This is a genomic window from Mesorhizobium sp. M1342 (assembly GCF_040317955.1).
Lineage (GTDB): Bacteria > Pseudomonadota > Alphaproteobacteria > Rhizobiales > Rhizobiaceae > Mesorhizobium.
This window is the reverse complement of sequence record NZ_JAMYLI010000052.1, coordinates 1-20,439: the sequence shown is the minus strand read 5'-3', so window position 1 is coordinate 20,439 and position 20,439 is coordinate 1. Positions and strand designations below refer to the sequence as shown.

Annotated in this window: 27 protein-coding genes; 15 read left to right on the top strand and 12 right to left on the bottom strand. The window is 62.9% G+C overall.

Going from position 1 to position 20,439, the window contains the following annotated elements; all coding sequences use genetic code 11:
- Positions 1 to 220: 220 nt before the first annotated feature.
- Both NKH06_RS31415 and NKH06_RS31410 read left to right on the top strand, forming a co-directional pair.
- Positions 221 to 961, top strand: coding sequence for a DUF899 domain-containing protein (locus tag NKH06_RS31415; RefSeq protein ID WP_352895058.1), 741 nt, complete (start codon positions 221 to 223; stop codon positions 959 to 961).
- 62 nt (positions 962 to 1,023) lie between these two features.
- On the top strand, positions 1,024 to 1,791 hold the full coding sequence (locus tag NKH06_RS31410; protein WP_352895056.1) for an SGNH/GDSL hydrolase family protein: 768 nt from the start codon (positions 1,024 to 1,026) through the stop codon (positions 1,789 to 1,791).
- Here NKH06_RS31410 and NKH06_RS31405 read toward each other — a convergent pair.
- Positions 1,759 to 1,920 carry a hypothetical protein gene (locus tag NKH06_RS31405; RefSeq protein WP_023810961.1) on the bottom strand — a complete coding sequence of 54 codons (162 nt, stop codon included), beginning with the start codon at positions 1,918 to 1,920 and terminating at the stop codon, positions 1,759 to 1,761. The two genes, NKH06_RS31410 and NKH06_RS31405, sit on opposite strands and share 33 nt — an antisense overlap.
- Positions 1,921 to 2,037: 117 nt before the next feature.
- On the bottom strand, positions 2,038 to 2,985 hold the full coding sequence (locus NKH06_RS31400; RefSeq protein ID WP_127296846.1) for a ring-cleaving dioxygenase: 948 nt from the start codon (positions 2,983 to 2,985) through the stop codon (positions 2,038 to 2,040).
- Between the two features lie 312 nt (positions 2,986 to 3,297).
- Here NKH06_RS31400 and NKH06_RS31395 point away from each other — a divergent pair, with 312 nt between their 5' ends.
- From NKH06_RS31395 to NKH06_RS31380, 4 genes are all read left to right on the top strand, one after another.
- The gene (locus NKH06_RS31395) at positions 3,298 to 3,465 is read left to right on the top strand and encodes a hypothetical protein (RefSeq protein ID WP_013529241.1); all 168 of its coding nucleotides are present in this window, start codon (positions 3,298 to 3,300) and stop codon (positions 3,463 to 3,465) included.
- Positions 3,466 to 3,553: 88 nt separating this feature from the next.
- Positions 3,554 to 4,144 carry a DJ-1/PfpI family protein gene (locus NKH06_RS31390; protein ID WP_023810959.1) on the top strand — a complete coding sequence of 197 codons (591 nt, stop codon included), beginning with the start codon at positions 3,554 to 3,556 and terminating at the stop codon, positions 4,142 to 4,144.
- Positions 4,145 to 4,216: 72 nt separating this feature from the next.
- Positions 4,217 to 4,624, top strand: a complete 408-nt coding sequence (locus NKH06_RS31385) for a hypothetical protein (RefSeq protein WP_023810958.1) — start codon at positions 4,217 to 4,219, stop codon at positions 4,622 to 4,624.
- 125 nt (positions 4,625 to 4,749) lie between these two features.
- Entirely contained in the window at positions 4,750 to 5,469 is a 720-nt protein-coding gene (locus NKH06_RS31380) for a helix-turn-helix transcriptional regulator (RefSeq protein WP_013529238.1), read from the top strand.
- A 59-nt stretch (positions 5,470 to 5,528) separates the two neighbouring features.
- On the opposite strand, the gene NKH06_RS31375 is transcribed toward NKH06_RS31380, so the two are convergent.
- The 4 genes from NKH06_RS31375 to NKH06_RS31360 form a co-directional block, all read right to left on the bottom strand.
- On the bottom strand, positions 5,529 to 6,224 hold the full coding sequence (locus NKH06_RS31375; protein WP_023810957.1) for a DUF1013 domain-containing protein: 696 nt from the start codon (positions 6,222 to 6,224) through the stop codon (positions 5,529 to 5,531).
- Between the two features lie 307 nt (positions 6,225 to 6,531).
- On the bottom strand, positions 6,532 to 7,179 hold the full coding sequence (locus NKH06_RS31370; protein WP_023810956.1) for a hypothetical protein: 648 nt from the start codon (positions 7,177 to 7,179) through the stop codon (positions 6,532 to 6,534).
- Between the two features lie 277 nt (positions 7,180 to 7,456).
- The gene (locus tag NKH06_RS31365) at positions 7,457 to 7,597 is read right to left on the bottom strand and encodes a DUF1127 domain-containing protein (RefSeq protein ID WP_013529236.1); all 141 of its coding nucleotides are present in this window, start codon (positions 7,595 to 7,597) and stop codon (positions 7,457 to 7,459) included.
- Positions 7,598 to 7,790: 193 nt separating this feature from the next.
- Positions 7,791 to 8,801 carry an NAD(P)H-quinone oxidoreductase gene (locus NKH06_RS31360; RefSeq protein ID WP_032909131.1) on the bottom strand — a complete coding sequence of 337 codons (1,011 nt, stop codon included), beginning with the start codon at positions 8,799 to 8,801 and terminating at the stop codon, positions 7,791 to 7,793.
- 123 nt (positions 8,802 to 8,924) lie between these two features.
- Between NKH06_RS31360 and NKH06_RS31355 the strand changes: the two genes are divergently transcribed.
- The 3 genes from NKH06_RS31355 (at position 8,925) to NKH06_RS31345 (ending at position 10,752) form a co-directional block, all read left to right on the top strand.
- Positions 8,925 to 9,119 (top strand): DUF1192 domain-containing protein, encoded by a 195-nt coding sequence (locus tag NKH06_RS31355; RefSeq protein ID WP_023810953.1) that lies wholly within the window; start codon positions 8,925 to 8,927, stop codon positions 9,117 to 9,119.
- Positions 9,120 to 9,208: 89 nt separating this feature from the next.
- Positions 9,209 to 10,456 (top strand): MFS transporter, encoded by a 1,248-nt coding sequence (locus NKH06_RS31350; protein ID WP_023810952.1) that lies wholly within the window; start codon positions 9,209 to 9,211, stop codon positions 10,454 to 10,456.
- Positions 10,457 to 10,488: 32 nt separating this feature from the next.
- A complete protein-coding gene (locus NKH06_RS31345; RefSeq protein WP_013529232.1) occupies positions 10,489 to 10,752 on the top strand; it encodes an ArsR/SmtB family transcription factor in 264 nt (87 codons plus the stop codon).
- A gap of 84 nt (positions 10,753 to 10,836) precedes the next feature.
- Here the strand turns inward: NKH06_RS31345 and NKH06_RS31340 are convergent, their stop codons facing one another.
- Both NKH06_RS31340 and NKH06_RS31335 read right to left on the bottom strand, forming a co-directional pair.
- Positions 10,837 to 11,493 (bottom strand): glutathione S-transferase family protein, encoded by a 657-nt coding sequence (locus NKH06_RS31340; RefSeq protein ID WP_023810951.1) that lies wholly within the window; start codon positions 11,491 to 11,493, stop codon positions 10,837 to 10,839.
- Between the two features lie 103 nt (positions 11,494 to 11,596).
- Positions 11,597 to 12,433 (bottom strand): alpha/beta fold hydrolase, encoded by an 837-nt coding sequence (locus NKH06_RS31335; RefSeq protein WP_023810950.1) that lies wholly within the window; start codon positions 12,431 to 12,433, stop codon positions 11,597 to 11,599.
- Positions 12,434 to 12,532: 99 nt separating this feature from the next.
- On the opposite strand from NKH06_RS31335, the gene NKH06_RS31330 reads away from it, so the two are divergent.
- The 3 genes from NKH06_RS31330 (at position 12,533) to NKH06_RS31320 (ending at position 13,958) form a co-directional block, all read left to right on the top strand.
- Positions 12,533 to 13,054, top strand: a complete 522-nt coding sequence (locus NKH06_RS31330; protein WP_023810949.1) for a winged helix-turn-helix transcriptional regulator — start codon at positions 12,533 to 12,535, stop codon at positions 13,052 to 13,054.
- Positions 13,055 to 13,131: 77 nt separating this feature from the next.
- Positions 13,132 to 13,365: a hypothetical protein gene (locus NKH06_RS31325; protein WP_023810948.1), complete on the top strand. Its 234-nt coding sequence runs from the start codon at positions 13,132 to 13,134 to the stop codon at positions 13,363 to 13,365.
- A 161-nt stretch (positions 13,366 to 13,526) separates the two neighbouring features.
- Positions 13,527 to 13,958, top strand: a complete 432-nt coding sequence (locus tag NKH06_RS31320) for a GlcG/HbpS family heme-binding protein (RefSeq protein ID WP_023810947.1) — start codon at positions 13,527 to 13,529, stop codon at positions 13,956 to 13,958.
- 108 nt (positions 13,959 to 14,066) lie between these two features.
- On the opposite strand, the gene NKH06_RS31315 is transcribed toward NKH06_RS31320, so the two are convergent.
- The 3 genes from NKH06_RS31315 to NKH06_RS31305 all read right to left on the bottom strand — a co-directional run bounded on the left by NKH06_RS31315 (position 14,067) and on the right by NKH06_RS31305 (position 15,793).
- Positions 14,067 to 14,468: a hypothetical protein gene (locus NKH06_RS31315; protein ID WP_023810946.1), complete on the bottom strand. Its 402-nt coding sequence runs from the start codon at positions 14,466 to 14,468 to the stop codon at positions 14,067 to 14,069.
- A gap of 239 nt (positions 14,469 to 14,707) precedes the next feature.
- A complete protein-coding gene (gene rpmF / locus NKH06_RS31310; protein ID WP_008834724.1) occupies positions 14,708 to 14,890 on the bottom strand; it encodes a 50S ribosomal protein L32 in 183 nt (60 codons plus the stop codon).
- 141 nt (positions 14,891 to 15,031) lie between these two features.
- Positions 15,032 to 15,793: a transglycosylase domain-containing protein gene (locus NKH06_RS31305; protein WP_031213164.1), complete on the bottom strand. Its 762-nt coding sequence runs from the start codon at positions 15,791 to 15,793 to the stop codon at positions 15,032 to 15,034.
- 78 nt (positions 15,794 to 15,871) lie between these two features.
- On the opposite strand from NKH06_RS31305, the gene NKH06_RS31300 reads away from it, so the two are divergent.
- From NKH06_RS31300 to NKH06_RS31290, 3 genes are all read left to right on the top strand, one after another.
- Positions 15,872 to 16,789, top strand: a complete 918-nt coding sequence (locus NKH06_RS31300) for a polyprenyl synthetase family protein (protein WP_352442020.1) — start codon at positions 15,872 to 15,874, stop codon at positions 16,787 to 16,789.
- A gap of 158 nt (positions 16,790 to 16,947) precedes the next feature.
- Positions 16,948 to 17,754, top strand: coding sequence for a class I SAM-dependent methyltransferase (locus NKH06_RS31295; RefSeq protein ID WP_023810943.1), 807 nt, complete (start codon positions 16,948 to 16,950; stop codon positions 17,752 to 17,754).
- Between the two features lie 114 nt (positions 17,755 to 17,868).
- Positions 17,869 to 20,208, top strand: coding sequence for a response regulator (locus tag NKH06_RS31290; RefSeq protein WP_352442019.1), 2,340 nt, complete (start codon positions 17,869 to 17,871; stop codon positions 20,206 to 20,208).
- A gap of 19 nt (positions 20,209 to 20,227) precedes the next feature.
- On the opposite strand, the gene NKH06_RS31285 is transcribed toward NKH06_RS31290, so the two are convergent.
- Positions 20,228 to 20,341 carry a hypothetical protein gene (locus tag NKH06_RS31285; protein WP_352895060.1) on the bottom strand — a complete coding sequence of 38 codons (114 nt, stop codon included), beginning with the start codon at positions 20,339 to 20,341 and terminating at the stop codon, positions 20,228 to 20,230.
- Between the last annotated feature and the right edge of the window lie 98 nt (positions 20,342 to 20,439).

The following is a 20,439-nucleotide window of genomic DNA, read 5'->3' as shown; positions in this document are numbered from 1 at the left end:
CACGAACAGGATGGAAACGAATCTCCATCCTGTTCGATAGGTCTTACCAGATCCTCATCCAGCCCAACTTAAGTGAACTGCATTAGGCCGATGCGCCCGGGTTTTTTGTTTGTGACTTGCCGGGCTTGGGGCGGAGCCTCTCCGTCCTTATTTCCTCTCTGGCGATGTCGGGTTGTGCTCATCCCGAACGTCCTTGGAATGACACTTCAGGGAGAGGTTCATGCATCGCAACAAGGTCGTTTCGCGCGAAGACTGGTTCCAGGCGCACAAGGCGCATCTGGCGCGCGAGAAGGAACTGACGCGGCTCCGCGAGCGGATCGCGGCTGAGCGGCGTGAATTGCCCTGGCTGAAGATCCGGAAGGACTATGTCTTCGAGACCGGGCAAGGGCCGAAGAGACTGGCCGACCTGTTTGCCGGCAACAGCCAGCTGATCGTCTATCACTTCATGTTCGGGCCGGGCTGCGTCAATCATTGCGAGGGCTGCTCATTCCTTGCCGACCATATCGACGGCGCCAATCAGCATCTGCGGCATCACGACGTGTCGCTGGTCGTGGTTTCGCGCGCTCCACTGGCGGAACTTCTGCCTTACAAGCAGCGCATGGGCTGGAAGTTCGATTGGGTGTCGTCCTATGCCTCGGATTTCAACTTCGACATGCAGGTCTCCTTCACCGACAAGCAGATCGCCGCCGGCGACACCACCTACAATTTCGAAACCCGTCCACGGACATCGAAGGAGCTTCCCGGCACCAGCGTTTTCTACCGGGACGAGACCGGCGACATCTTGCTCACCTTCATGTCGCGCGCCCGCGGCGGCGAGGCGCAGATCGGCGCCTACGACTATCTCGACATGACGCCGAAGGGCCGCAACGAGAACGGCCCCTATCACGGACTGATGGATTGGGTGCGGCTGCACGATGAATATCTGGGCAAGCAAGCGGGGCAGGCGAGTTGCTGCGATTGAAGAGCGTTCCCGTCGACCAAAACATGCGCTAAGGCTGCCGCTGATCGTTTAACGGTACTGCTATGCGGTTCACGGCCCTACTCACCTGGCTCGCCTTCCCGGTCTATATCTGGCAAGGCCTCGGCGTGCGACGCCGCACCACGCGCATGCTGCCGGCGCAAGGGCCGGTCATGCACGAAATACCAGGCAAGGCGCCGGCGATCTCGCTTCTGGTGCTGGGCGATTCCTCCGCCGCTTCGGTCGGCATCGGCAATTCGGAAGACGGGCTTGCCGCGCAGCTCGCCGTGCTGATTTCACAAAGCACAGGCCGCGCCGTGCGCTGGCGGGCGGCCGGCTTCAATTCGGCAACGTCGGGCCAGATCCGCGACCATGTCCTGCCCAATCTGTCGGCCGATCCGTGGACGCATATCGTGCTGGCCATCGGCACCAACGACGCCAAGAATTTTCACTCTGTGCCGCGCTTCAAGAAGGAGTTCGGTGGCCTGCTCTACGGCCTGCGCGCCAAATGGCCGGAAGCACGCGTGGTATGGTCGCCGGTGCTGGAGTTTACCCGGGCGCCGGCCATGCCGCCGCTGCTCGGAAAAATTCTTGAGATTCGCGCCACCGACATGAACCGGATGGGCGAACGCCTTTGCCTGGAGCGCGGCGCGGTGCCGGCGCCGCGCCTGCCGATCACCAATCCGGAAGCCGGCTTTGCCTCGGACGGCTTTCACGCCTCGGAAGCAGGCTACCGGGCTTGGGCCGAGCATCTGGTTGGCCCGGTGCTTGGCAATTGGGCACCGACGACAAGTGCCGTCCTACGTCAAATGCCCGAGCACGGCCGCCAGTGAAATCGCGGCCATGGCGAGCAGTGCCAGCTTCCAGAAATCGCCGCGTCGCTTGAGGCCTGGCCAGCCGAGCGGCTTGATCAGTTGAATGACCATGAAACCGACGATGACAAGGGCGAGGAATTTCGTCATGCCGCCTTTGACCAGCAACGCGCCCGGCTGTCAAAGCACGTCGTTCATTGCCTGAGAAAGAACGACGCCGCGATCCTAGGTCGGAACGCGGCGCCCGTCTGCGACTGGGAAAACGATCTACTTCAGCGGCTTGAGGCCAGCCTCGATCGAAGCCCGCTTCGGTTCGAGGAATGGCGGCAAGGCGAGGCTTTCCCCCAGTGTTTCCAGCGGCTCGTCGGCGGTGAACCCCGGCCCGTCGGTTGCGATCTCGAACAGGATGCCATTCGGCTCGCGGAAGTAGAGCGAACGGAAATAATAGCGCTCGACCTCGCCGCTCGACGGCAGCCGGAACTCGGCCAGCCGCGCCGTCCATTGATGCAGCGTCTCCTGGTCCGGCGCCCTGAAGGCGACATGGTGAACCGCACCCGCGCCTTGCCGCGCCGGCGCCAGTCCCGGCTGCACCAGGACATGCAACTCCGCCGCCGGCCCGCCCTCTCCCATTTCGAAGACGTGAACCTGCCCCTCCGGCGAGACATAGTCGCGCGCCTTGCGCATGTTCATCACTTTGGTCACCACCGCTTCGGTGTTGGTGATGTCGGGAACGCTGATGACGATCGGCCCGAGCCCGCGTATCTGGTGCTCGACCGGTACCGGGCTTTGCGCCCAGGGATGGCTGCCGCCCTTGCCGCCATCGCTGACCAGGCGCAGACGCTGGCCCTCGGGATCTTCGAAGTCCAACGACGCATAACCGCCGATGTCGGCGACCTCTCCAGTTGCCAGGCCTTCATCGGTCAAGTGTTGCTTCCACCAGGCAAGGCTCTCCCGGCTGCCGACCCTGAGGCTGGTCCGCACGATGCTGTGCGTGCCGCGCCGCTCGCGGCCGACCGGCCAGTCGAAGAAGGTAAGGTCGGTGCCCGGCGTCGCTTCGCCGTCGGCATAGAAAAGGTGGTAGGCCGAGGTGTCGTCCTGGTTTACGGTCTTCTTGACCAGCCGCAGACCCAGCACCTTGGTGTAGAAATGAAGATTGCCAGGCGCATTGGCGGTGATGGCGGTCAGATGGTGGATACCTGTCAGTTGCAAGCTCATCGTCGTCTCCCTGCTGTTGGGGAAGAATTTTCTCCCTTCATATCAGACCTGCGGTCACCTCGCTGAAGGCCTCGTATTCCGACAGTCCGTCGCCGGACGCTGAACAGCGGCGCCGAAAACAACGTCGTCGCCATGACAATCGGACGTCGCAAACCTGCCTTGAGGCACCGCTCGATGCGGCGAGAAGCGATGCCTTGCCTGCGGCGCGCACACCGGCCGCAACTATTGTCTCGCGCCCTGACATCCTCCTGACAGACTGCTGTCAGGAGGGGTATGCGATAGTGCCTCTACACAGAGAGAGGAGACTTAGCCATGAACGGTTACACCATTCTGCGCGGCATGCAGCACTATGTCGGCAAGATCCGGACGATGCGCAACGAGATCCGCACCCAGCGGTTCATGAACTCGCTGCCGGCGGACATTCGCAAGGATATCGGCTGGCCCGACATGTACGCGGACCGTGGCCCTCGCGGCAATTGAAGCCAATTTTTCGACCCGGCGATTGGATGTGGGCGCGTCAACGCCCAGATAACAAGCAGGGTAACAGGTCGACACGCGGAGCGCGCTTATGCCCGAACAAAAGACAATCGGTTTCCTTTTCATCGAAGGCTTCGCTGACTGGGAGTATGGGCTGCTGGCGGCCTCGGCGGTCGAATGGTTCGGCGCCCGTGCCGTGTCGCTGACGCCTGATGGCAAGCAGGTGACGGGCATTAGCGGCTTTCGGCTGATCCCCGATCGCGCAACAGGCGCCGGCGAGAATGCCGATCTCTATGCCATTGCCGTCATTGGTTCCGACCGGTGGACGGGCAAGGCACCGCCTGATGTAGGCGACCTGCTTGCCGCCATTGCATCGCGCGGCGGCGTGGTCGGCGGCATCTGCGCCGGCACGCTGGCGCTGGCCCGAGCCGGCCTTTTCGAGAAGGCCAGGCATACCAGCAATGGCCGCGAGTGGATCAAGGGTCATGAAGCCGGTTATGCCGGTGCCGAGAACTACGAGGATGTGCCGCATGCCGTAGCCGACGGCAACATCGTTTCCGCACCGGGCTCGGCACCAGGCACCTTCGCACTCGCCTTTCTGAAGGCGCTCTACCCCGAAAGAGGCAGCGATCTCGCACAGATGCGGACGCTGTTCGCCAAGGAGTACGCTGAAGCCTCCTGACAGTATGCTGTCAGGAGGGGCGTGCAATGGTGCCAGCTTCGGACACTGCGCATTGGCGTTAAAGGACGATCGATGAAGAGTTGGAACGACAGACTGAGCACACCAGGCATCAACGGCGTGAGGCCGACGCCGCGCACGATGGCCGATGTCGTCGAAGGCCAGCCTATGCTGGTGCCGACGGCGCGCCAGGTCGATGATTTCATCCGCTCGATTCCCGAAGGCGTCGAGATGGATATGCGTGCGCTGCGTACAGCACTTGCCATAGAGCATGGCGCCGAAGTGACATGCCCGGTCACCATAGGCTATCATCTGCGCACTGTTGCCGAAGCCGCCAACGAGGACCTCCAGCGCGGTATGACGCTGAGTGGCGTGGCACCATTCTGGCGCGTGCTCGATGCGAAAACACCGACGACGAAGAAACTGTCCTTCGGCGCGGAGTTCGTCGCCGCGCAGCGCAAGCGCGAAGGGCTGAAGCCATGATACATGCCGCCCAAAAGTGTTCTGCGGTTTTGGGATAGCGGCATGCGCGAAAACACGATGCATGCCACCCAGAGGTGGACCGGTTTCGGGCGACATGCATAGAGACAACGCCGAGGGACCATACGATGCGCCGCGCCGACAGGCTCTTCCAGATCGTGCAGCATCTGCGCGGTGGCCGACTGGTCACTGCCCAGAAGCTCGGCACGTGGCTCGAAGTTTCCGAGCGAACCATCTATCGCGACATTGCCGATTTGCAGTCGACCGGAGTGCCGATCGACGGCGAGGCCGGCGTTGGCTATATGATGAGGGAGGGTTTCGACCTTCCGCCGCTGATGTTCACGCGTGACGAGATCGTCGCGCTGGTCGCCGGCGCCCGCATGGTGCGCGCCTTTGGCGGTGCCGCCATGGCGAGGGCCGCCGACGAGGCGCTGGTCAAGATCGGCGCCGTATTGCCCGATGCCGAGAAAGACCGCATCGCCCGCACTGAGATCCACACACCGATGTGGGTGGTCAGCGACGCTGCTCGCGAGGCGATTGACCTGATCGAGCGCGCGGTCGAAAAACGGCAGGTGCTGACCATCGACTATTCCGACGAGGCCGGCCGCGGCACCGCCCGCGATATCCGCCCGCTCGGCCTGTGGTTTTGGGGCAAGGTGTGGACGCTGGTCGCCTGGTGCGAGATGCGCGACGATTTTCGCGCCTTCCGCATCGATCGCATCGCCTCCGTGGTCATCGCTGGCCGCATCTTCAAGCCCGAGCGCGGCAAGCAGCTTGCCGACTTCTACCGCGCGGTGGAGCGCAGCGAAGATTATGGCATGGCGCCGGATCGCGCGGCGCGCAGCTGAGTTGTTGACCCAATAAAAAGCCCGCTCGAAGCGGGCTTTTATTAGAATGTCAGACAACCTCACTCGTCGTCGTCATTGTCCGTGTTCTTCGACTTCAAGGCCGAAAGCTTGGCGAACACGGCGTTGGCGTCGAGTTCGGCATCCTCGTCCTTGGGCTTCTCGGGAGCCGGCACCAGCCGCTCGGTCAAGGCCGCCGGCAGCAGCGTGTCGCCGACCGGCTGCGCCTGTTCGCGGCCGCGCGAGGCGCGATTGACTTCCATGTCGAGGTCGATCTGCGAGGCGAGGCCCAACGTGACAGGATCCATCGGCTGCAGATTGGCCGAATTCCAGTGCTTGCGCTCACGGATCTGTTCGATCGTCGACTTGGTGGTGCCGACGAGGCGCGAGATCTGCGCGTCCTTGAGCTCGGGATGGTTGCGCACCAGCCACAGAATCGCGTTCGGCCGGTCCTGGCGCTTCGACAGCGGCGTGTAGCGCGGCCCCTTGCGCTTGGATTCGGGCACCCGGACCTTGGGGTCCGAAAGCTTCAGGCGCTGGTTCGGGTCCTTCTCGGCACGGGCGATCTCGTCGCGGGTCAGCTGTCCGGTCATGATCGGGTCCATGCCCTTGATGCCTTGCGCCGATTCACCGTCGGCGATTGCCTTGACCTCGAGCGGGTGCAGCCCGCAGAACTGCGCGATCTGCTCGAAGGAAAGTGCGGTATTGTCGACCAGCCAGACAGCGGTCGCCTTGGGCATCAGCAGCGTATTGGCCATTTTACAAATCCTTCTCGTTCGCCCGCGTTCCCGCGCGGGCGGTGGTTTAGAGCCACCAAAATGGGAAATTCGCGGTCTGTATAACCGCTCTCGGGTCGTTTCGCAACGTTTTTGGAGCCAAGACCGCACCGCGTGCGCTGCGCGCTCCCAAGACCGTCAGATCGCCCGGAGCGCGGCCGTCCCTTGTTCGACGGATGGCGCAAAAAATCGCGCGTCGGCTTTCCGGCCTGTCGGTATCGGCCCGACAGCTCCACCTTACCCGAGGTCGAATGCCTCGAAACGGTAGCGGCCCAGTTGTCATCCAGGTTCAGTAGAACGGCGAATATGGCTCCAGCCCCGCTCGCGTGAAGATGGAAATGGGGTGATCAATTCGCGCGACAACGCCGGCCCCCAAGTTGATGCCCGTTCCGTCGCAAACACTAAAGATTTTCGACCGCGTTCCGATCAGCACATGGACCGGTTTTCCTGCCTGGACGGGGTATGTACTGTTGTGAATGAAAAGGACCCCGCTCGCTTGTAGCGTGTCGTGCGCATTGCCGTTGCTGCTCGAAATTTCGACGTAGTCGCGACCTGCGAATGAATTGTTCGTCCAGATGCCGACAACCCCTTCCACCGAGAGCCAACCATTCGCCCAGCCGTCCGCATCGCGCGGATGGTATTGTCTGAACAGGCGATAGGTTACGCGGTCCGATAGCCAGAAAACCGTTACGTAGCCGTCCATGTCCGGCACATAGGTGAACCAGATGCCGGTCTCGCTCGTGGCGCGCAGGCCATCAGAATCGTATGGGTCCAGATTGTTGGCACTGACGAAATCCATTGAGAGCGGTACCGGATCGGTCACGGCATGATCGTAGAGTTGGGTGAGCGTCCACCGTCCATTGTAGTTGAACCACTTGTCGAAGTAGGTTTCTCGATCGACCCCGCAGAGGCGCGGCTGGCGGCCTCCCTTGCGCAAGGGCGGCCGTTGAAGGTCAACCTCAGATTGCTGTCGAGCGCATGCGGTTGATGGCCCCAAAAAGACAAAACCCGCCGGACGGGGTCCAGCGGGCTCGGAACCGGCGACGGCAAAACCGTCAGCTCCGGCTCTTGCTTCTACGGCAAGGTCCGCTCCTTAGAGCAATTCCGGGAAAAGCGTGAAACGGTTTTCCGTCCGGAGTCGCATCGGCAGGAGCTAGAGCGGTTCAGCGTTTCCGTGAAACGGTGAGCCACCCTACAGCGAACCATGCTCGAATTCAGATGGCCCTGCGGGCGATCTTTTCGATGTCGGCGCGGTTGATGCCGAGATCGCTGAGTTGACGTGCGTTGAGACGGTTCAGTTCGCGGACGGTCTCGGTGTACATACGCCAGTTACGGAAAGCGCGGATCGGGTTCATGGTAGTCCTCCAAAATGATGTTCGTTTCGATGGTGCTCAAATAGGCGTCATCGATGAGGACTTGAATGGCTGATTTTGCATAGCAATGATGCAAATGCTGCATTGCAGCATTAAGCTTCTGTTCATCTTGTAGGCAGCCACGGGCGCGGACCTCGCTCGGCCGGCCTGCAGGCCGGCCGAGTATCGATACGGCCTAGCCGACGTCGAGCACGATCTTGCCGATATGTTCGCCGTCTTCCATCCGCTCATGCGCCCGCCATGCTTCGCTGAGCGGGAAGATCATGTCCATGACAGGAGCAACCTTGCGCGTGCCGAGCAACGGCCACACCTGCGCTTCCAGCGCCGCCGCGATCGCCGCCTTGAACTCGACGGTGCGTGGCCTCAGCGTCGACCCGGTGTGGGTAAGCCGCTTGACCATGATCTTCGAAAAATCCGCGCTTGCGACAGCACCGGCCTGCACGGCGATCTGGACGATCCGGCCCTCAACCGCAGCAGCCTCGTAGTTGCGCCCCACATAGTCGCCGCCGACCATGTCGAGGATGACATTGGCGCCCTTGCCCCCCGTCGCCTCCTTGACTGCGGCGACGAAATCCTCCTCGCGATAGTTGATCGCCCGGTCTGCGCCGAGCTTCAGGCAGGCGTCGCATTTCTCCTTGCTGCCCGCGGTGGTGATGACATAGGCGCCAAAGGCCGAGGCAAGCTGGATTGCTGTCGTGCCGATGCCGGACGAGCCGCCATGGACGAGCAGCGTCTCGCCTTTCTTGAGGGCGCCACGCTCGAACACATTGTGCCAGACGGTGAAGTAATTCTCCGGCACTGCCGCGGCTTCGGTATGGGTGAAGCCGGCGGGCAACGGCAGCACGCTGCCGGCATGGACCTTGACATATTCGGCATAGCCGCCGCCGGGCGTCAGTGCACAGACGCGGTCGCCAATGCGCCAGCGTGATATGTCGTCGCCAAGGGCCGCCACTTCACCCGACGCCTCGAGGCCCGGCAGGTCGGATGCGCCGGGTGGTGGCGGATAGGCGCCTTTGCGCTGCTGGACGTCGGGCCGGTTGACGCCGGCGGCATGCACCTTGATCAGGATCTCGCCGGGCCCGGGCTGCGGCACGTCGCGTGTTTCCGGCTTCAGCACCCGAGGGCCACCCGGCTCCGAGATCGCGATGGCCGTCATCCTTGCCGGAATTTTCTGTCCGCTCGCCATGAGATTTCCCGTCTTTCCTCGCCGTTATCCGATCGGCTGTTTGCATCGACGCCCCTGCCCTATGTATGCTGATTGCCAAATCAGGCAAATGGCCAATCTGGTCTTGGCGGAGGAGGAGCGACGATGGCGATCTTCGACGACGAACCCAAGAAGAAGGCGCGCCCGCACGAGATCGGGCAGGACCTGTCACTGCTTTCCGTCAGCGACTTGACCGAGCGGATCGGCATCCTGCGCGACGAAATCGCCCGCCTGGAAGCCGAACTCAAGGCCAAGGACACCACCAAATCCGCGGCCGAAGCACTGTTCCGCCGCGGATAGCCGCGCGGGCGCAAAGCCCGCCGCCGAAAAGCCCGAATGCGACTGTCTTCAGACCCAGCGTCCCCGCCAAACCTGAGCCGGATCAAACAATGTTCGCAACCTACAGACCGATCCTTTCGCTGCTTCGCGGCACCGCTTTCCTGCTGGCGGCATCTGGATTGCATGGGCTGCTCTTGCCCCTGCGCGGTCAACTGGAAGGTTTCTCGACCGCATCGCTCGGCCTGATGGGCACGGCGTGGGCCGGCGGCTTCGTCACTGGCTGCTTCTTCGCACCGCGCATCGTGCGCCGCGCAGGCCACGTGCGCGCATTTGGCGCCTTTGCCGCATCCGGCGCCATCGTGGCGCTGCTCACCGGGTTGATCATCAACGAATATGTCTGGATCCTGCTGCGCGCCTTCACAGGCTTCACCATGGCCGGTGCCTTCATGGTCATCGAAAGCTGGCTGAACGAGAAGGCCACCAACGAGAACCGCGGGACCGTCTTCGGCCTCTACATGATGGTCACTTATGCCTCGATCATGGGCGGGCAGATGATCGTCGCCGGCGGCGACGTGAAATCGGCGTCGCTGTTCATGATCACCGGCATCCTGTTTTGCCTGTCGCTCATTCCGACCGCGGTCTCGAGCGCCTCCCACCCCAAGCCGCTGCAGGATGTCTCGCTCGACGTCAAAGGCCTTTATGCCAATTCGCCGGTTTCGGCGGTCGCCTGCGTGTTGATCGGCATCGCCAACGGGGCCTGGGGCACGCTTGGCGCGGTCTACGGCGCCCGTATCGGCATCTCCACGGCCGAGATCGCCCTGATGATGAGCCTTGTGGTCGTTGCCGGTGCCGCCATGCAGCTTCCCGCCGGGCGCATGTCCGACAAGACCGACCGGCGTTTCGTGCTGGCGGGCGCTGCTTTCGGCGCGGCCTTGTTCGCGCTCCTGATCTTCCTGTTCGAGCCACGCTCCGGCGTCTTCGTCATCGTCTTCACCGCAGCCTATGGCGCCTTCGCCTACACGCTCTATTCGATCGCCGTGGCGCATGCCAACGACCACGCGCGCTCGGAGGATTTCGTCAAGGTGTCGGGCGGCCTGCTGCTGCTCTACGGCTTCGGCACGATGATCGGACCCTTGCTGGCCGCCGCCCTGATGGGCTGGATGCGCCCGGAAGGCCTGTTCCTGGCGACCGCCTTCGCGCATCTTTGCCTGGCGGGCTATACGCTGCTGCGCATCAGCCGCCGCGCTCCGGTGCCGATCGGCGATCGTGACGCCTTCAAGACGCAGCCGGCCGACCGTTCGGTGACACCGGAAGCATTGCGGCTTGATCCCAGAAGAAAAGCAGAAGCAGACGGTTGAGATTCGAAAGGCTTTGCCGCACTAATACAGGCATGATGTTTTCCGACGCCTTCATGGCGATTGCCGATCCCAACCGGCGCCATCTTCTGGAAGAACTTCGCCGCGGCCCGAAAACCGTCACCGAACTGGCCGCCGGCTTGCCGGTGTCGCGCCCAGCCGTTTCGCAGCATCTGAAAGTGCTGCTCGATGCCGGCCTGGTCCACGCCAAGCCGGAAGGAACAAGGCGCGTCTATACGGTGAGCGGCACCGGCTTCCTCAAACTCAACATCTGGCTCGATCAGTTCTGGGAAGCCTGAGCTTCTCAGTGTCATTGCCAGCGGCTCGGTCAGTTGACCGACCGTATCGGCGAGCGTCTGGGGCGAGATCGTGCAGCATCCCGATCAGCCATTATTGTAGGGGAAGAACTTGAAGTAGGGCTGCGCCTCCTCGATCACCCGGGCGAAAGCCGGCCGGTGCACCAGCCGGTCGTGATAGCGCTTCACGGCCGGGTATTTGTCGCCGAACGGCTCGACCTTGTTGGCATAGAACAGCGCCGGGGACGCCGCGCAATCGGCCATGGTGAAGGTGTCGCCCATCGCCCAGATCTTCGACTGCATGTCTTGTTCGATGATGGCGTAGGAATTGCGCAACTGGTCGCGGGCCTGCTCGACGCCGAACGGGTCGGTCTTGTCCTGTGGCCGCAACCGGTCGCCGACGATCTTCTGCATCGGCTCCTGCACATAAAAATCATAGAAGCGATCGGCCTGGCGGACGGCCAGCGCCAAGTCGATGTCGGCGGGAACGAGGTCGATCGGCCCCGGATAATGCGCGGCCAGATATTCGACAACGATGGTCGATTCCAGCACCGTGCGGTCGCGCGCATCGTCGCGCAGCGCCGGCATCTTGCCGGCCGGCGAAATCTTCAGGAAGGCCCCGCGCGATTCAGCATCGCCAAGATCGACGATGACTGGCGTGAACGGCGTCACGTTCTCATACAGCGCGATCAACGGCTTCCAGCAGAAAGAGGCCAACGGATGGAAATGAAGCGTCAGGGACATTTTTTGCTTATCTGTTTCGTGGTTCATCGATGGCCGGTGCCGTGCTGCTCATCAAGGGTCAGACACTGCGGCAAGCATGGCCCGTCAAGGCCCGCTTGCCGCTTCAAGCGACATGGGCCTGGGCGACGATGCCTGCGACAATCACCTCCCAGTCGTCCGGGTGCAGCTCGTGGCCGCCGCCTCCGAACCGGAGAATTTTCGCGCCTGTGACCGCCTCGGCCAGCGCCTCGCCATGTTCGACCGGAAAGATCGGATCAGCCGTGCCATGGATGACCAGCAGCGGCGCCGCGATCTCGTGCAGGCGGCCCTTCCAGGCGTCGCCGCCCTTAAGCATGAAATGGTTGGTCGCGCTCAGGAAGCCGCCGGAGCGGTCGTGATCCTGCTCGACAAAGGCACGCATCCGGGCCTCGTCGAATGGATGTGCGATGCTGGCGATCGCCCGCGCATCCCTGACGGTGAAATCGATCACCTGGCCACGGTCCGACCAATCGACTTTGGCGCCCTCGGCCGAATGCTCGATATAGGCATCGCTCGTCTGCGGAAGGTGCGAAGTGTCGGTTCCCACGGGCGAGCTGCTGATGACGGTCAGCGATGCGACACGGGACGGGTGTTTCAACGCCACAAGCTGCGCGATCATGCCGCCCATCGACATGCCGACGACATTCGCCTTGCCGATGCCGTGGTCGTCGAGAACGCGCATTGCATCGTCGGCCATATCATCGAACGTGTAGGGCGGCTCTCCCGGCTTGTATTTGGTCGAACGGCCGGTGTCGCGATTGTCATAGCGGATCACGAACAGGTCGGCACCGGCCAGTTTCCGGCAGAACGCCTCCGGCCACCACAGCATCGAAGCCATCGCTCCCATGATCAGCAACAGCGGCGGGTTCGCCGGATCGCCAAAGGTTTCGGATATGATTTCGGGGCGTTCGGTCGTCGTCACGGTGCGGCCTCCTCTCCTGCAATACCGATTGCATTCTGCAATCGGTTGCACGATAATAAAACCGATACGATAATGCAACCGGTTTTGGAGAAAAATCTCATGAGCATGGATCGCCGGTCCGGGTGTCCGATCAACCTGTCGCTGGAAGTCTTCGGCGATCGCTGGAGCCTGATCATCCTTCGCGACATGATCTTCGGCGGCAGGCGTCATTTTCGCGAGCTGCTCAACGGATCGATGGAAGGCATCGCCTCCAACATCCTCGCCGACCGGCTGAAGCGGCTGATGGAGCTGGGCATGCTGACCAAAGCCGACGACCCCTCGCACAAGCAGAAGGCGATCTACAGCCTGACCGAAATGGCGATCACGCTGGTGCCGATCCTGGCCCATCTCGGCGCCTGGGGCCGCGTCTGGCTGCCGGTCAGCGAAGAACTGTCGATCCGCGCCGAACTTCTGGAAAAGGGCGGACAGCCGATGTGGGACAAATTCATGGACGAGTTGCGCCATGAACATCTCGGCATGCCGCTCGATACTGCAGCGGGTCCTTCTGTCCGCGCGACCTTGCAGGCCGCCTATGAGGCCGTGGTTGCCAGCAAGGCCCCCGCCGCCAGCACAGCCGCGTAATTAACTTATTTTCCCGTTTTGGGGCCGACTCTGCTAGAAGAGGCGGAAAATCACAATTTACGGGATTGGATAAGGTCTTGGTTGAAAACTCTCGGGATGCTGCCCGCGCGCGCGCCGACCTGCGTTTCAAGAAGCAGGAAGAGGCGGCAACCGTCCGCCAGAAGGCGATGGCCGAATACGTCGCCGAGAGCGACGCCCGCCAGGCCAAGACCAACAAGCTGCGGGCGCTGCGTCTCGCCAAGGAAGCCGAAGACCTAGCCAATGCGCCGGCGGCACCCGCCAAGAAGCCGGCCCGCGCCAAGAAAAAATAGCAGCCACCCCTTGAGCCATAAGCGCTAATGCCTGTCCTGATGGTATCGGTGAAAGCTGCTTCCATCCCGCCCCTTCACGCGAAGCAATTTCAACCGAAACGGGGATGTTATCTCGCCCGTCGACGGTCGATGATCGACGCGTTTTCAAACAGGAGACTGCCATGACCGCACTGCCGCTCGAAAAAGCCAGGCAAATCATCGATGCCGCCTTTGCCAAGGGCGCCGATCTCAAGCTCAAGCCGCTCGGCGTTTCGGTGCTTGATGCCGGCGGGCATCTGGTCGCCTTCCAGCGCCAGGACGGCGCCTCGTTCCTGCGCCCGCAAATGTCGGCCGGCAAGGCCTACGGTGCGCTCGCCATCGGCATGGGCTCACGCAAAGTCGAGGCCTTCGCCAAGGAGCGTCCGCATCTCGTCGCCGGCATCTCGGACGTCTCGGGCGGACGCGTGCTGCCGGTGGTCGGCGGCGTGCTGATCCGCGACAAGGCCGGAGCCATCATCGGCGCCGTCGGCATCTCAGGCGACACGTCGGACAATGACGAAGCCGCGGCCATCGCCGGCATCGAGGCCGCCGGCTTCACCGCCGATCCGGGCTGAATCCTCTCCACTTTGGTCATCGCTTGGCGAAGTAGGAGCGAAGCTCCGTCGCGGAGGCCCTGGGATGACGAAGCGATGCGCGTTTCTGCCAATCGCTTCGCTGAGGAACTAATTCAGATTGATGTCTCGGCTGGCCGATCGCATCGACACCGCGAATCCGGCCAGCACATCGAACAGCGCGATGACCATCAGCGTGAAGAAGACGGAATGGGCGGCGCCCTTCACCAGCAGGAACTCGACCAGGAAGGCCACGAACACCAGCGTCGACAGAAGATGGTCCATGATCGAGGCGTTGGTCGTGCGCACCGACTTCGCCATTTCGAGGAACAGGAAGACCAGCCCGATCAGTATCATCAGGTCGCCCAGCGTCATCGAGAACACGCCGCCCGACATCATGCTGAAGGAGAAGACCTCGCTCGCCCACGGATCGTCACCGCTGCCGAAAATTCCCAGCAGTCCGAGGTTGTAGAGCACGAAAGGCACGATCAGCAGCGGAATGGCACCGAACATCTGGCGTCTCCATGTGGGGGCGATCCTTTGTAGAATGCGCCATAGCCACGTCGTCAAGATGTTTCGCCATCGGCGCTGAACACGGTCGAAGACCGCACGCAACAACCATGTCAGCCGATTGCCGGCCGAAGGATTTGCAACGTCGGCGGTGCACGCCTGCGCTGCCGGCCCGCCCAAACGCAAAAGGACCAGCCACCGGCCGGTCCTTTTGGAAATTCAAACCTTTGAAAAAGCTGGTCTCAACTTTCCTTGGGGGTCAACACCTGGCGACCGCGATACATGCCGGTCTTCAGGTCGATATGGTGCGGACGGCGCATTTCGCCGGAATTCTTGTCCTCGACATAGGTCGGGGCCTTGAGGGCGTCGGCCGAGCGGCGCATGCCGCGCTTGGACGGAGAGGTTTTTCGTTTCGGAACGGCCATGGATATGCTCCACTACATGGTCAAAAAGCCCCGCCCGCCCTCGTGAAAGGGCCATGTCGGGGCCGGAATCTGAGAAAGTCGGGTGCCTATACACGCCCTGTGCCGTTTTGGCCAGCACTGGCGCGAATTTTTTTGGATCGGCTAGCGGAGGCAACCGACATAGGCGCCGGAGCGGCCGGCGCGCCGCTCGATCAGATTGGCGAGCCGCCTCAAGCCAGGCCCGGGTTTGGCCGGATTGCGGGCAATCGGATTTGGCAAGGAGACCGCAAGCAAGGCGGCCTGCCGTCGCGACAGCTGTTTTGCCGAAACGCCGAAATGGTGCTGTGCCGCAGCCTCGATGCCGTAGATGCCCGGCCCCCACTCGGCGATGTTGAGGTAGATTTCCATAATGCGCCGTTTCGACATCACCGCATCGAAATAGACGGCCAGCGGCAATTCGACCACCTTGCGCACCGAGCCCAGCGGCCGCGACCAGAGAAACAGGTTCTTGACCGTCTGCATGGTGATGGTCGAGGCGCCGCGCGTTGCTTCGCCGGCCAGCGCATCGTCGACGACGCCCCGCAATTCGCCGAGATCGACGCCACGATGAAAGCAGAACTGCCCGTCCTCCGACATGATGACGGAATTGGCCAGCACCGGCGACACGTCGTCGATCGACACCCAGCGGCGGTCGTAACCGGAGAACGTCGCCAGGTCCTTCAGCATCAGCGTCGAGACAGGATGCACGAAGAATGGCAGGTACAGAAACGTCAGCACGACCGGAATCAAAGCCAGCACCGCGGCCACGACGATGCCGCGCCGGACCCAGCGCTTGAGACCACGGCGGTTTACGCCCCGCGATCTCGTCGCCATGTCCAGTCTTTCGGTTTCATGATCGACGATCGGTTCCGCCAAGCCGCCCAACCCGTGCTTCTCCCTGCCCCGGCATAATGGCGCTTGGCTTCTTGCGCAACGTCTGAGTGTCGGCTACCGGTCCGGGCCATGACGAATGACGACCAAATGGCGTTCGAAATGGCGCTGATCAGACGGGCAGCCGCCGTCGAGGTGCTGCTGCGGCGGCTGCTCGACGACCGTGCGCTTTCGGGCGAGATCGCGCGGCCTGAGCGTTTGATGGCGGCGATGCGGCACGGCGTGCTGAACGGCGGCAAGCGCCTGCGCCCTTTCCTGGTCATGGAAAGTGCCGCCCTTTTTTCCGCCGATGGCGAGGCGGCATTGCGCGTCGCCGCAGCCCTTGAATGCGTGCATTGCTATTCGCTGATACACGACGATCTGCCCGCCATGGACGACGACGATCTGCGCCGTGGCCAGCCGACCGTGCACAGAGCCTTCGACGAAGCGACCGCTATCCTGGCCGGCGACGCCTTGCTGACGCTGGCCTTCGACATCATTGCTGGCGAGGCGACCGCCCTGCCGGCGGAACGGCGGGTAGCCCTGGTGCTGGCGCTTGCCCGTGCGGCCGGAGCCGGTGGCATGGTCGGCGGCCAGAAGCTCGACCTCGAAGCCGAACAGGCGCCGCCGGACGAGACCGGCATCATCCGGCTGCAGGCGATGAAGACCGGCGCGCTGATCCGTTTCGCTTGCGAGGCAGGCGCACTCATTGCCGGTGCACCAGCCGATGACCGCGAGCGGCTGGCCGAATTCGGCTCGGCGATCGGTCTTGCCTTCCAGCTTGCCGACGACCTGCTCGATTTGACCGCCGATGCCAGCCAGATGGGCAAGGCGACCGGCAAGGACGCCGCCGCCGGCAAGGCGACGCTGGTGGCCTTGCATGGTGCGAATTGGGCACGCGGCCAGCTTCACGGCCTCGTCGAACAGGCCCATGCACTGCTTGAGCCCTATGGCGACGATGCCCAATTGCTGAAGGAAGCGGCGACGTTCGTGGCGGCGCGTAACAGCTGAGGTTGTGCCAGCCGGAACATCGAGCTGATCGACGCACGCACGTCCCCGCCGGCCGGTTCTGAAATAGAGCTTGAGCGGAAGCCTGCCGAGGCAGAGGATCGACATCGCTTTGCCACCGCACGGCAAGCACGCGGTGCGGATAGAGTTGGAGGGATGCCATGTCGACCACCGACAAGCTGTTCACCGGTTCCATTCCCGAAGTCTACGACCGGGCGATGGTGCCGCTGATCTTCGAGCCCTATGCGCAGGATCTGGCGGAGAGAGTGTCGAAGCTCGGGCCGCAATCGGTGCTCGAAGTGGCGGCGGGCACCGGTGTGGTGACGCGTGCGCTGGCAGCAAGATTGCCGGCGCAAACACGCATCGTGGCCACCGACCTTAACCAGCCGATGCTCGACCACGCGCGCACGCGGATGTCGGACGATCCTCGTATCATCTGGCAGCAGGCCGACGCCCAGGCACTGCCCTTCGAGGACGCCCGGTTCGACGCCGTGGTCTGCCAATTTGGCGCGATGTTCTTCCCCGATCGGGTGGGCGCCTACGGGCAAGCGCGGCGGATGATGCGGCCGGGCGGGCATTTCCTGTTCAACGTCTGGGGTGCCATCGAAGACAACGAGTTCGCCGAGGAAGTGACGCGGGCACTCGGCCATTTCTTTCCGGCCGATCCGCCTCGCTTCATGGCAAGGACGCCGCATGGCTATCACGATGCGGACGTCATCCGCGCCGACCTTCATGCCGCCGGCTTCCGTGACATCACCATAGAGCCGCTGGATGCCGTCAGCGCCGCTTCCTCGCCATATGAGGCGGCCGCGGCCTATTGCCAGGGCACGCCCCTGCGGGCCGAGATCGAGGCGCGCGGTGGCTCGCTGGAGGAGGCGACGCGATACGTGGCGAATGCCCTTGGGAAACGGTTCGGGGAAGGTCCGGTGAGTGGCCGCATCCGCGCCCTCGTCGTGGAAGCGGCCTAGGCGTGCTGTCCATCCGGCGGCTCGCACGGCCTGCCTACCCGCACGAACGAAATTTTAATGTAAATGAAGCGTAATCCCGGCCATTAAAATGGTGCGTATGTGTTGGGGTTGCGCATGCCTGAATATTCGTCCTTCATCCGGTCGGTCCGGATCCGCTATATTTCAGGGTTGCTGATCTTCGCGCTGGCTTCCGCCGGCATCGTGATTGCGCTTGACCGCGTCAATTCCTTTCGCCGCGACATCGATGCGCTGAGCAGCAATCTCGTCATCTTCACCCGCGACCTGCGCAACGCGACCAGCTTTGCCGAGACGACCGGCACAGCCTGGCGGGCGGAGACACGCGATGCCCTGACCACATCGGCGCGCGGCCATTCGGAGCGTCTGACCGGCGAGATCGAGACGCTGACCGCCCAGCTTGCGGCGATCAAGCCGCGGCTGTCGATCAAGACCGTCAACGAACTCCAGTCCGCTTCCGTCAACGGCGATCTGTTCTGGTCGCCGCGCGACATGGTGCGCAATTTTAACCTGATGTCGGTGGCGCAGAAGGTCGACGAGTGGAGCTATCGCGAAATCCGCAACCAGAACGACCTGTTTGCCCAGCCTATGCTGGTTCGCGTCCGCACCGCCATGGATGATGAGCGCCACCTGGCCGATGCCTCAAGCGACAGACTGCTGCTGTGGGCGAGCGGCATCCTGTTCGCGGCACTTGCCATCGTCGCCTTCTGGATCTTCCGCCCGATGGAAGTGGCAATCCGCCGCGCCTTTGCCGAATCCGCCGAATCCCTGTTCAAGGCCGAGGCCGCCGACCGCGCCAAATCGGAATTCCTGGCCAATATGAGCCACGAAATCCGCACGCCGATGAACGGCGTGCTCGGCATGGCCGAACTGCTGGCGAAGACCGATCTGACCCCGCGCCAAAAGACCTTCACGGACGTCATCGTCAAATCCGGCAACGCGTTGCTCACCATCATCAACGACATCCTCGATTTCTCCAAGATCAATGCCGGCCAGCTCACCCTCGACCCTGCTCCCTTTCGCCTTTCCGAGGCGGTCGAGGATGTGGCGACGCTGGTCTCGGCGCGCGTCGCCGAAAAGAACCTCGAACTGATCGTGCGTGTCGACCCGCGCCTGCCGGCCCATGTCGTCGGCGACGCCGGCCGGTTCCGGCAGATCATCACCAACCTGCTTGGCAATGCCGTGAAGTTCACCGAAAAGGGTCATGTGCTGATCGATGTCGGCGGCGAAATCGTCAACGACGTGGTCCAGCTCAAGGTCCGCGTCGAAGACACCGGCATCGGCATACCGGCCGAGAAACTGCAGAATGTATTCGAGAAATTCGCGCAGGTGGACGGCTCGTCCACCCGCCGTCATGAGGGCACGGGGCTGGGCCTCGCCATCGCCGCCCGCCTCGTCGACCTGATGGCAGGCAAGATCGGTGTCGAGAGCGAGATCGGCCGCGGCTCGGTGTTCTGGTTCGCGGTGCCGCTGGCCGCGCATCAGGCGGCGGCGCGCGACGAGATCGTGCCGGTCGACGTCACCGGCGCGCGCGTGCTGGTCATCGACGACAATCCGGTCAACCGCGAAATCCTGCTCGAGCAGCTCAGAAGCTGGAGCTTCGATTGCGCCGCCGCCGAAAGCGGCGCGGTTGGGCTTGCTTTCCTCGACCGCGCCTTTCAATTGGGCGCCGCCGTCGACTGCATCATCCTCGACTACCAAATGCCGGGCATGAACGGCGCCGACGTCGCCAGAGCCATTGCTTCCGACAGCCGGCTGTCCTCCATCCCGGTGGTGTTGCTGACCTCGGTCGACCAGGTCGATTTCGGCAAGATGATCATCGACTACGGCATTGCAGCACACCTGACCAAGCCGGCGCGCTCCGCGGTGCTGCTCGGCACGGTCATCTCGGTGATCCAGAAGGCCCGCTCGCAGGTCGGCAAGGCGCGGTTCGTCCGCGAACCGATCGTGCAGGCTCCCCCGGCGGCGCCGCCCGCCTTCACCGTCATCCGCGGCCCGGCAATGCCGGTCGCGGCAGCGCCGGAATCGACAACCGCGCCGAACGGACCGATCGACATCCTCATTGCCGAGGACAATGACGTGAACCAGCTGGTGTTCGGCCAAATCCTCAACGGGTTGGGCTTGAGCTACCGCATCGCCGGCAATGGCCGCACGGCGGTCGAGATGTACCGGGCGCTGCGCCCCAAGCTGATCCTGATGGATGTCTCGATGCCCGAAATGAACGGCTATGAGGCGACCCGCGCCATCCGGGCGATGGAGGTCTCGACGGGCGCCCACATCCCGATCATCGGCGTCACCGCGCACGCGCTGAAGGGTGATCGCGACAAGTGCATCGAATCAGGCATGGACGACTATCTGCCGAAGCCAGTTTCGCCCGACCGCCTGGGCACCAAGATCGGCACCTGGCTCAGCGAAACGGTGGTGGCGAAGACCGCCTAGGCTGCATCCATGGGATGCGTCAGACGGCTGCTGCCTCCAGACGATAGCGGCGCATCCAGTCGAGGCTTGTCGCGTCAGCAAGCTTTGCAACGCCGGGGCTTACATCCTCCTCGTCAGGCGCTCGGACCCTCAGGGCTTCGCAGATGCCTAGAGCGTTTCATATTTTGACGGAAGCGTAGCCTGCGTTTTCGAAGTAGTTCTTGCATTCGGCTGCCTCGATGGTTTCGACGA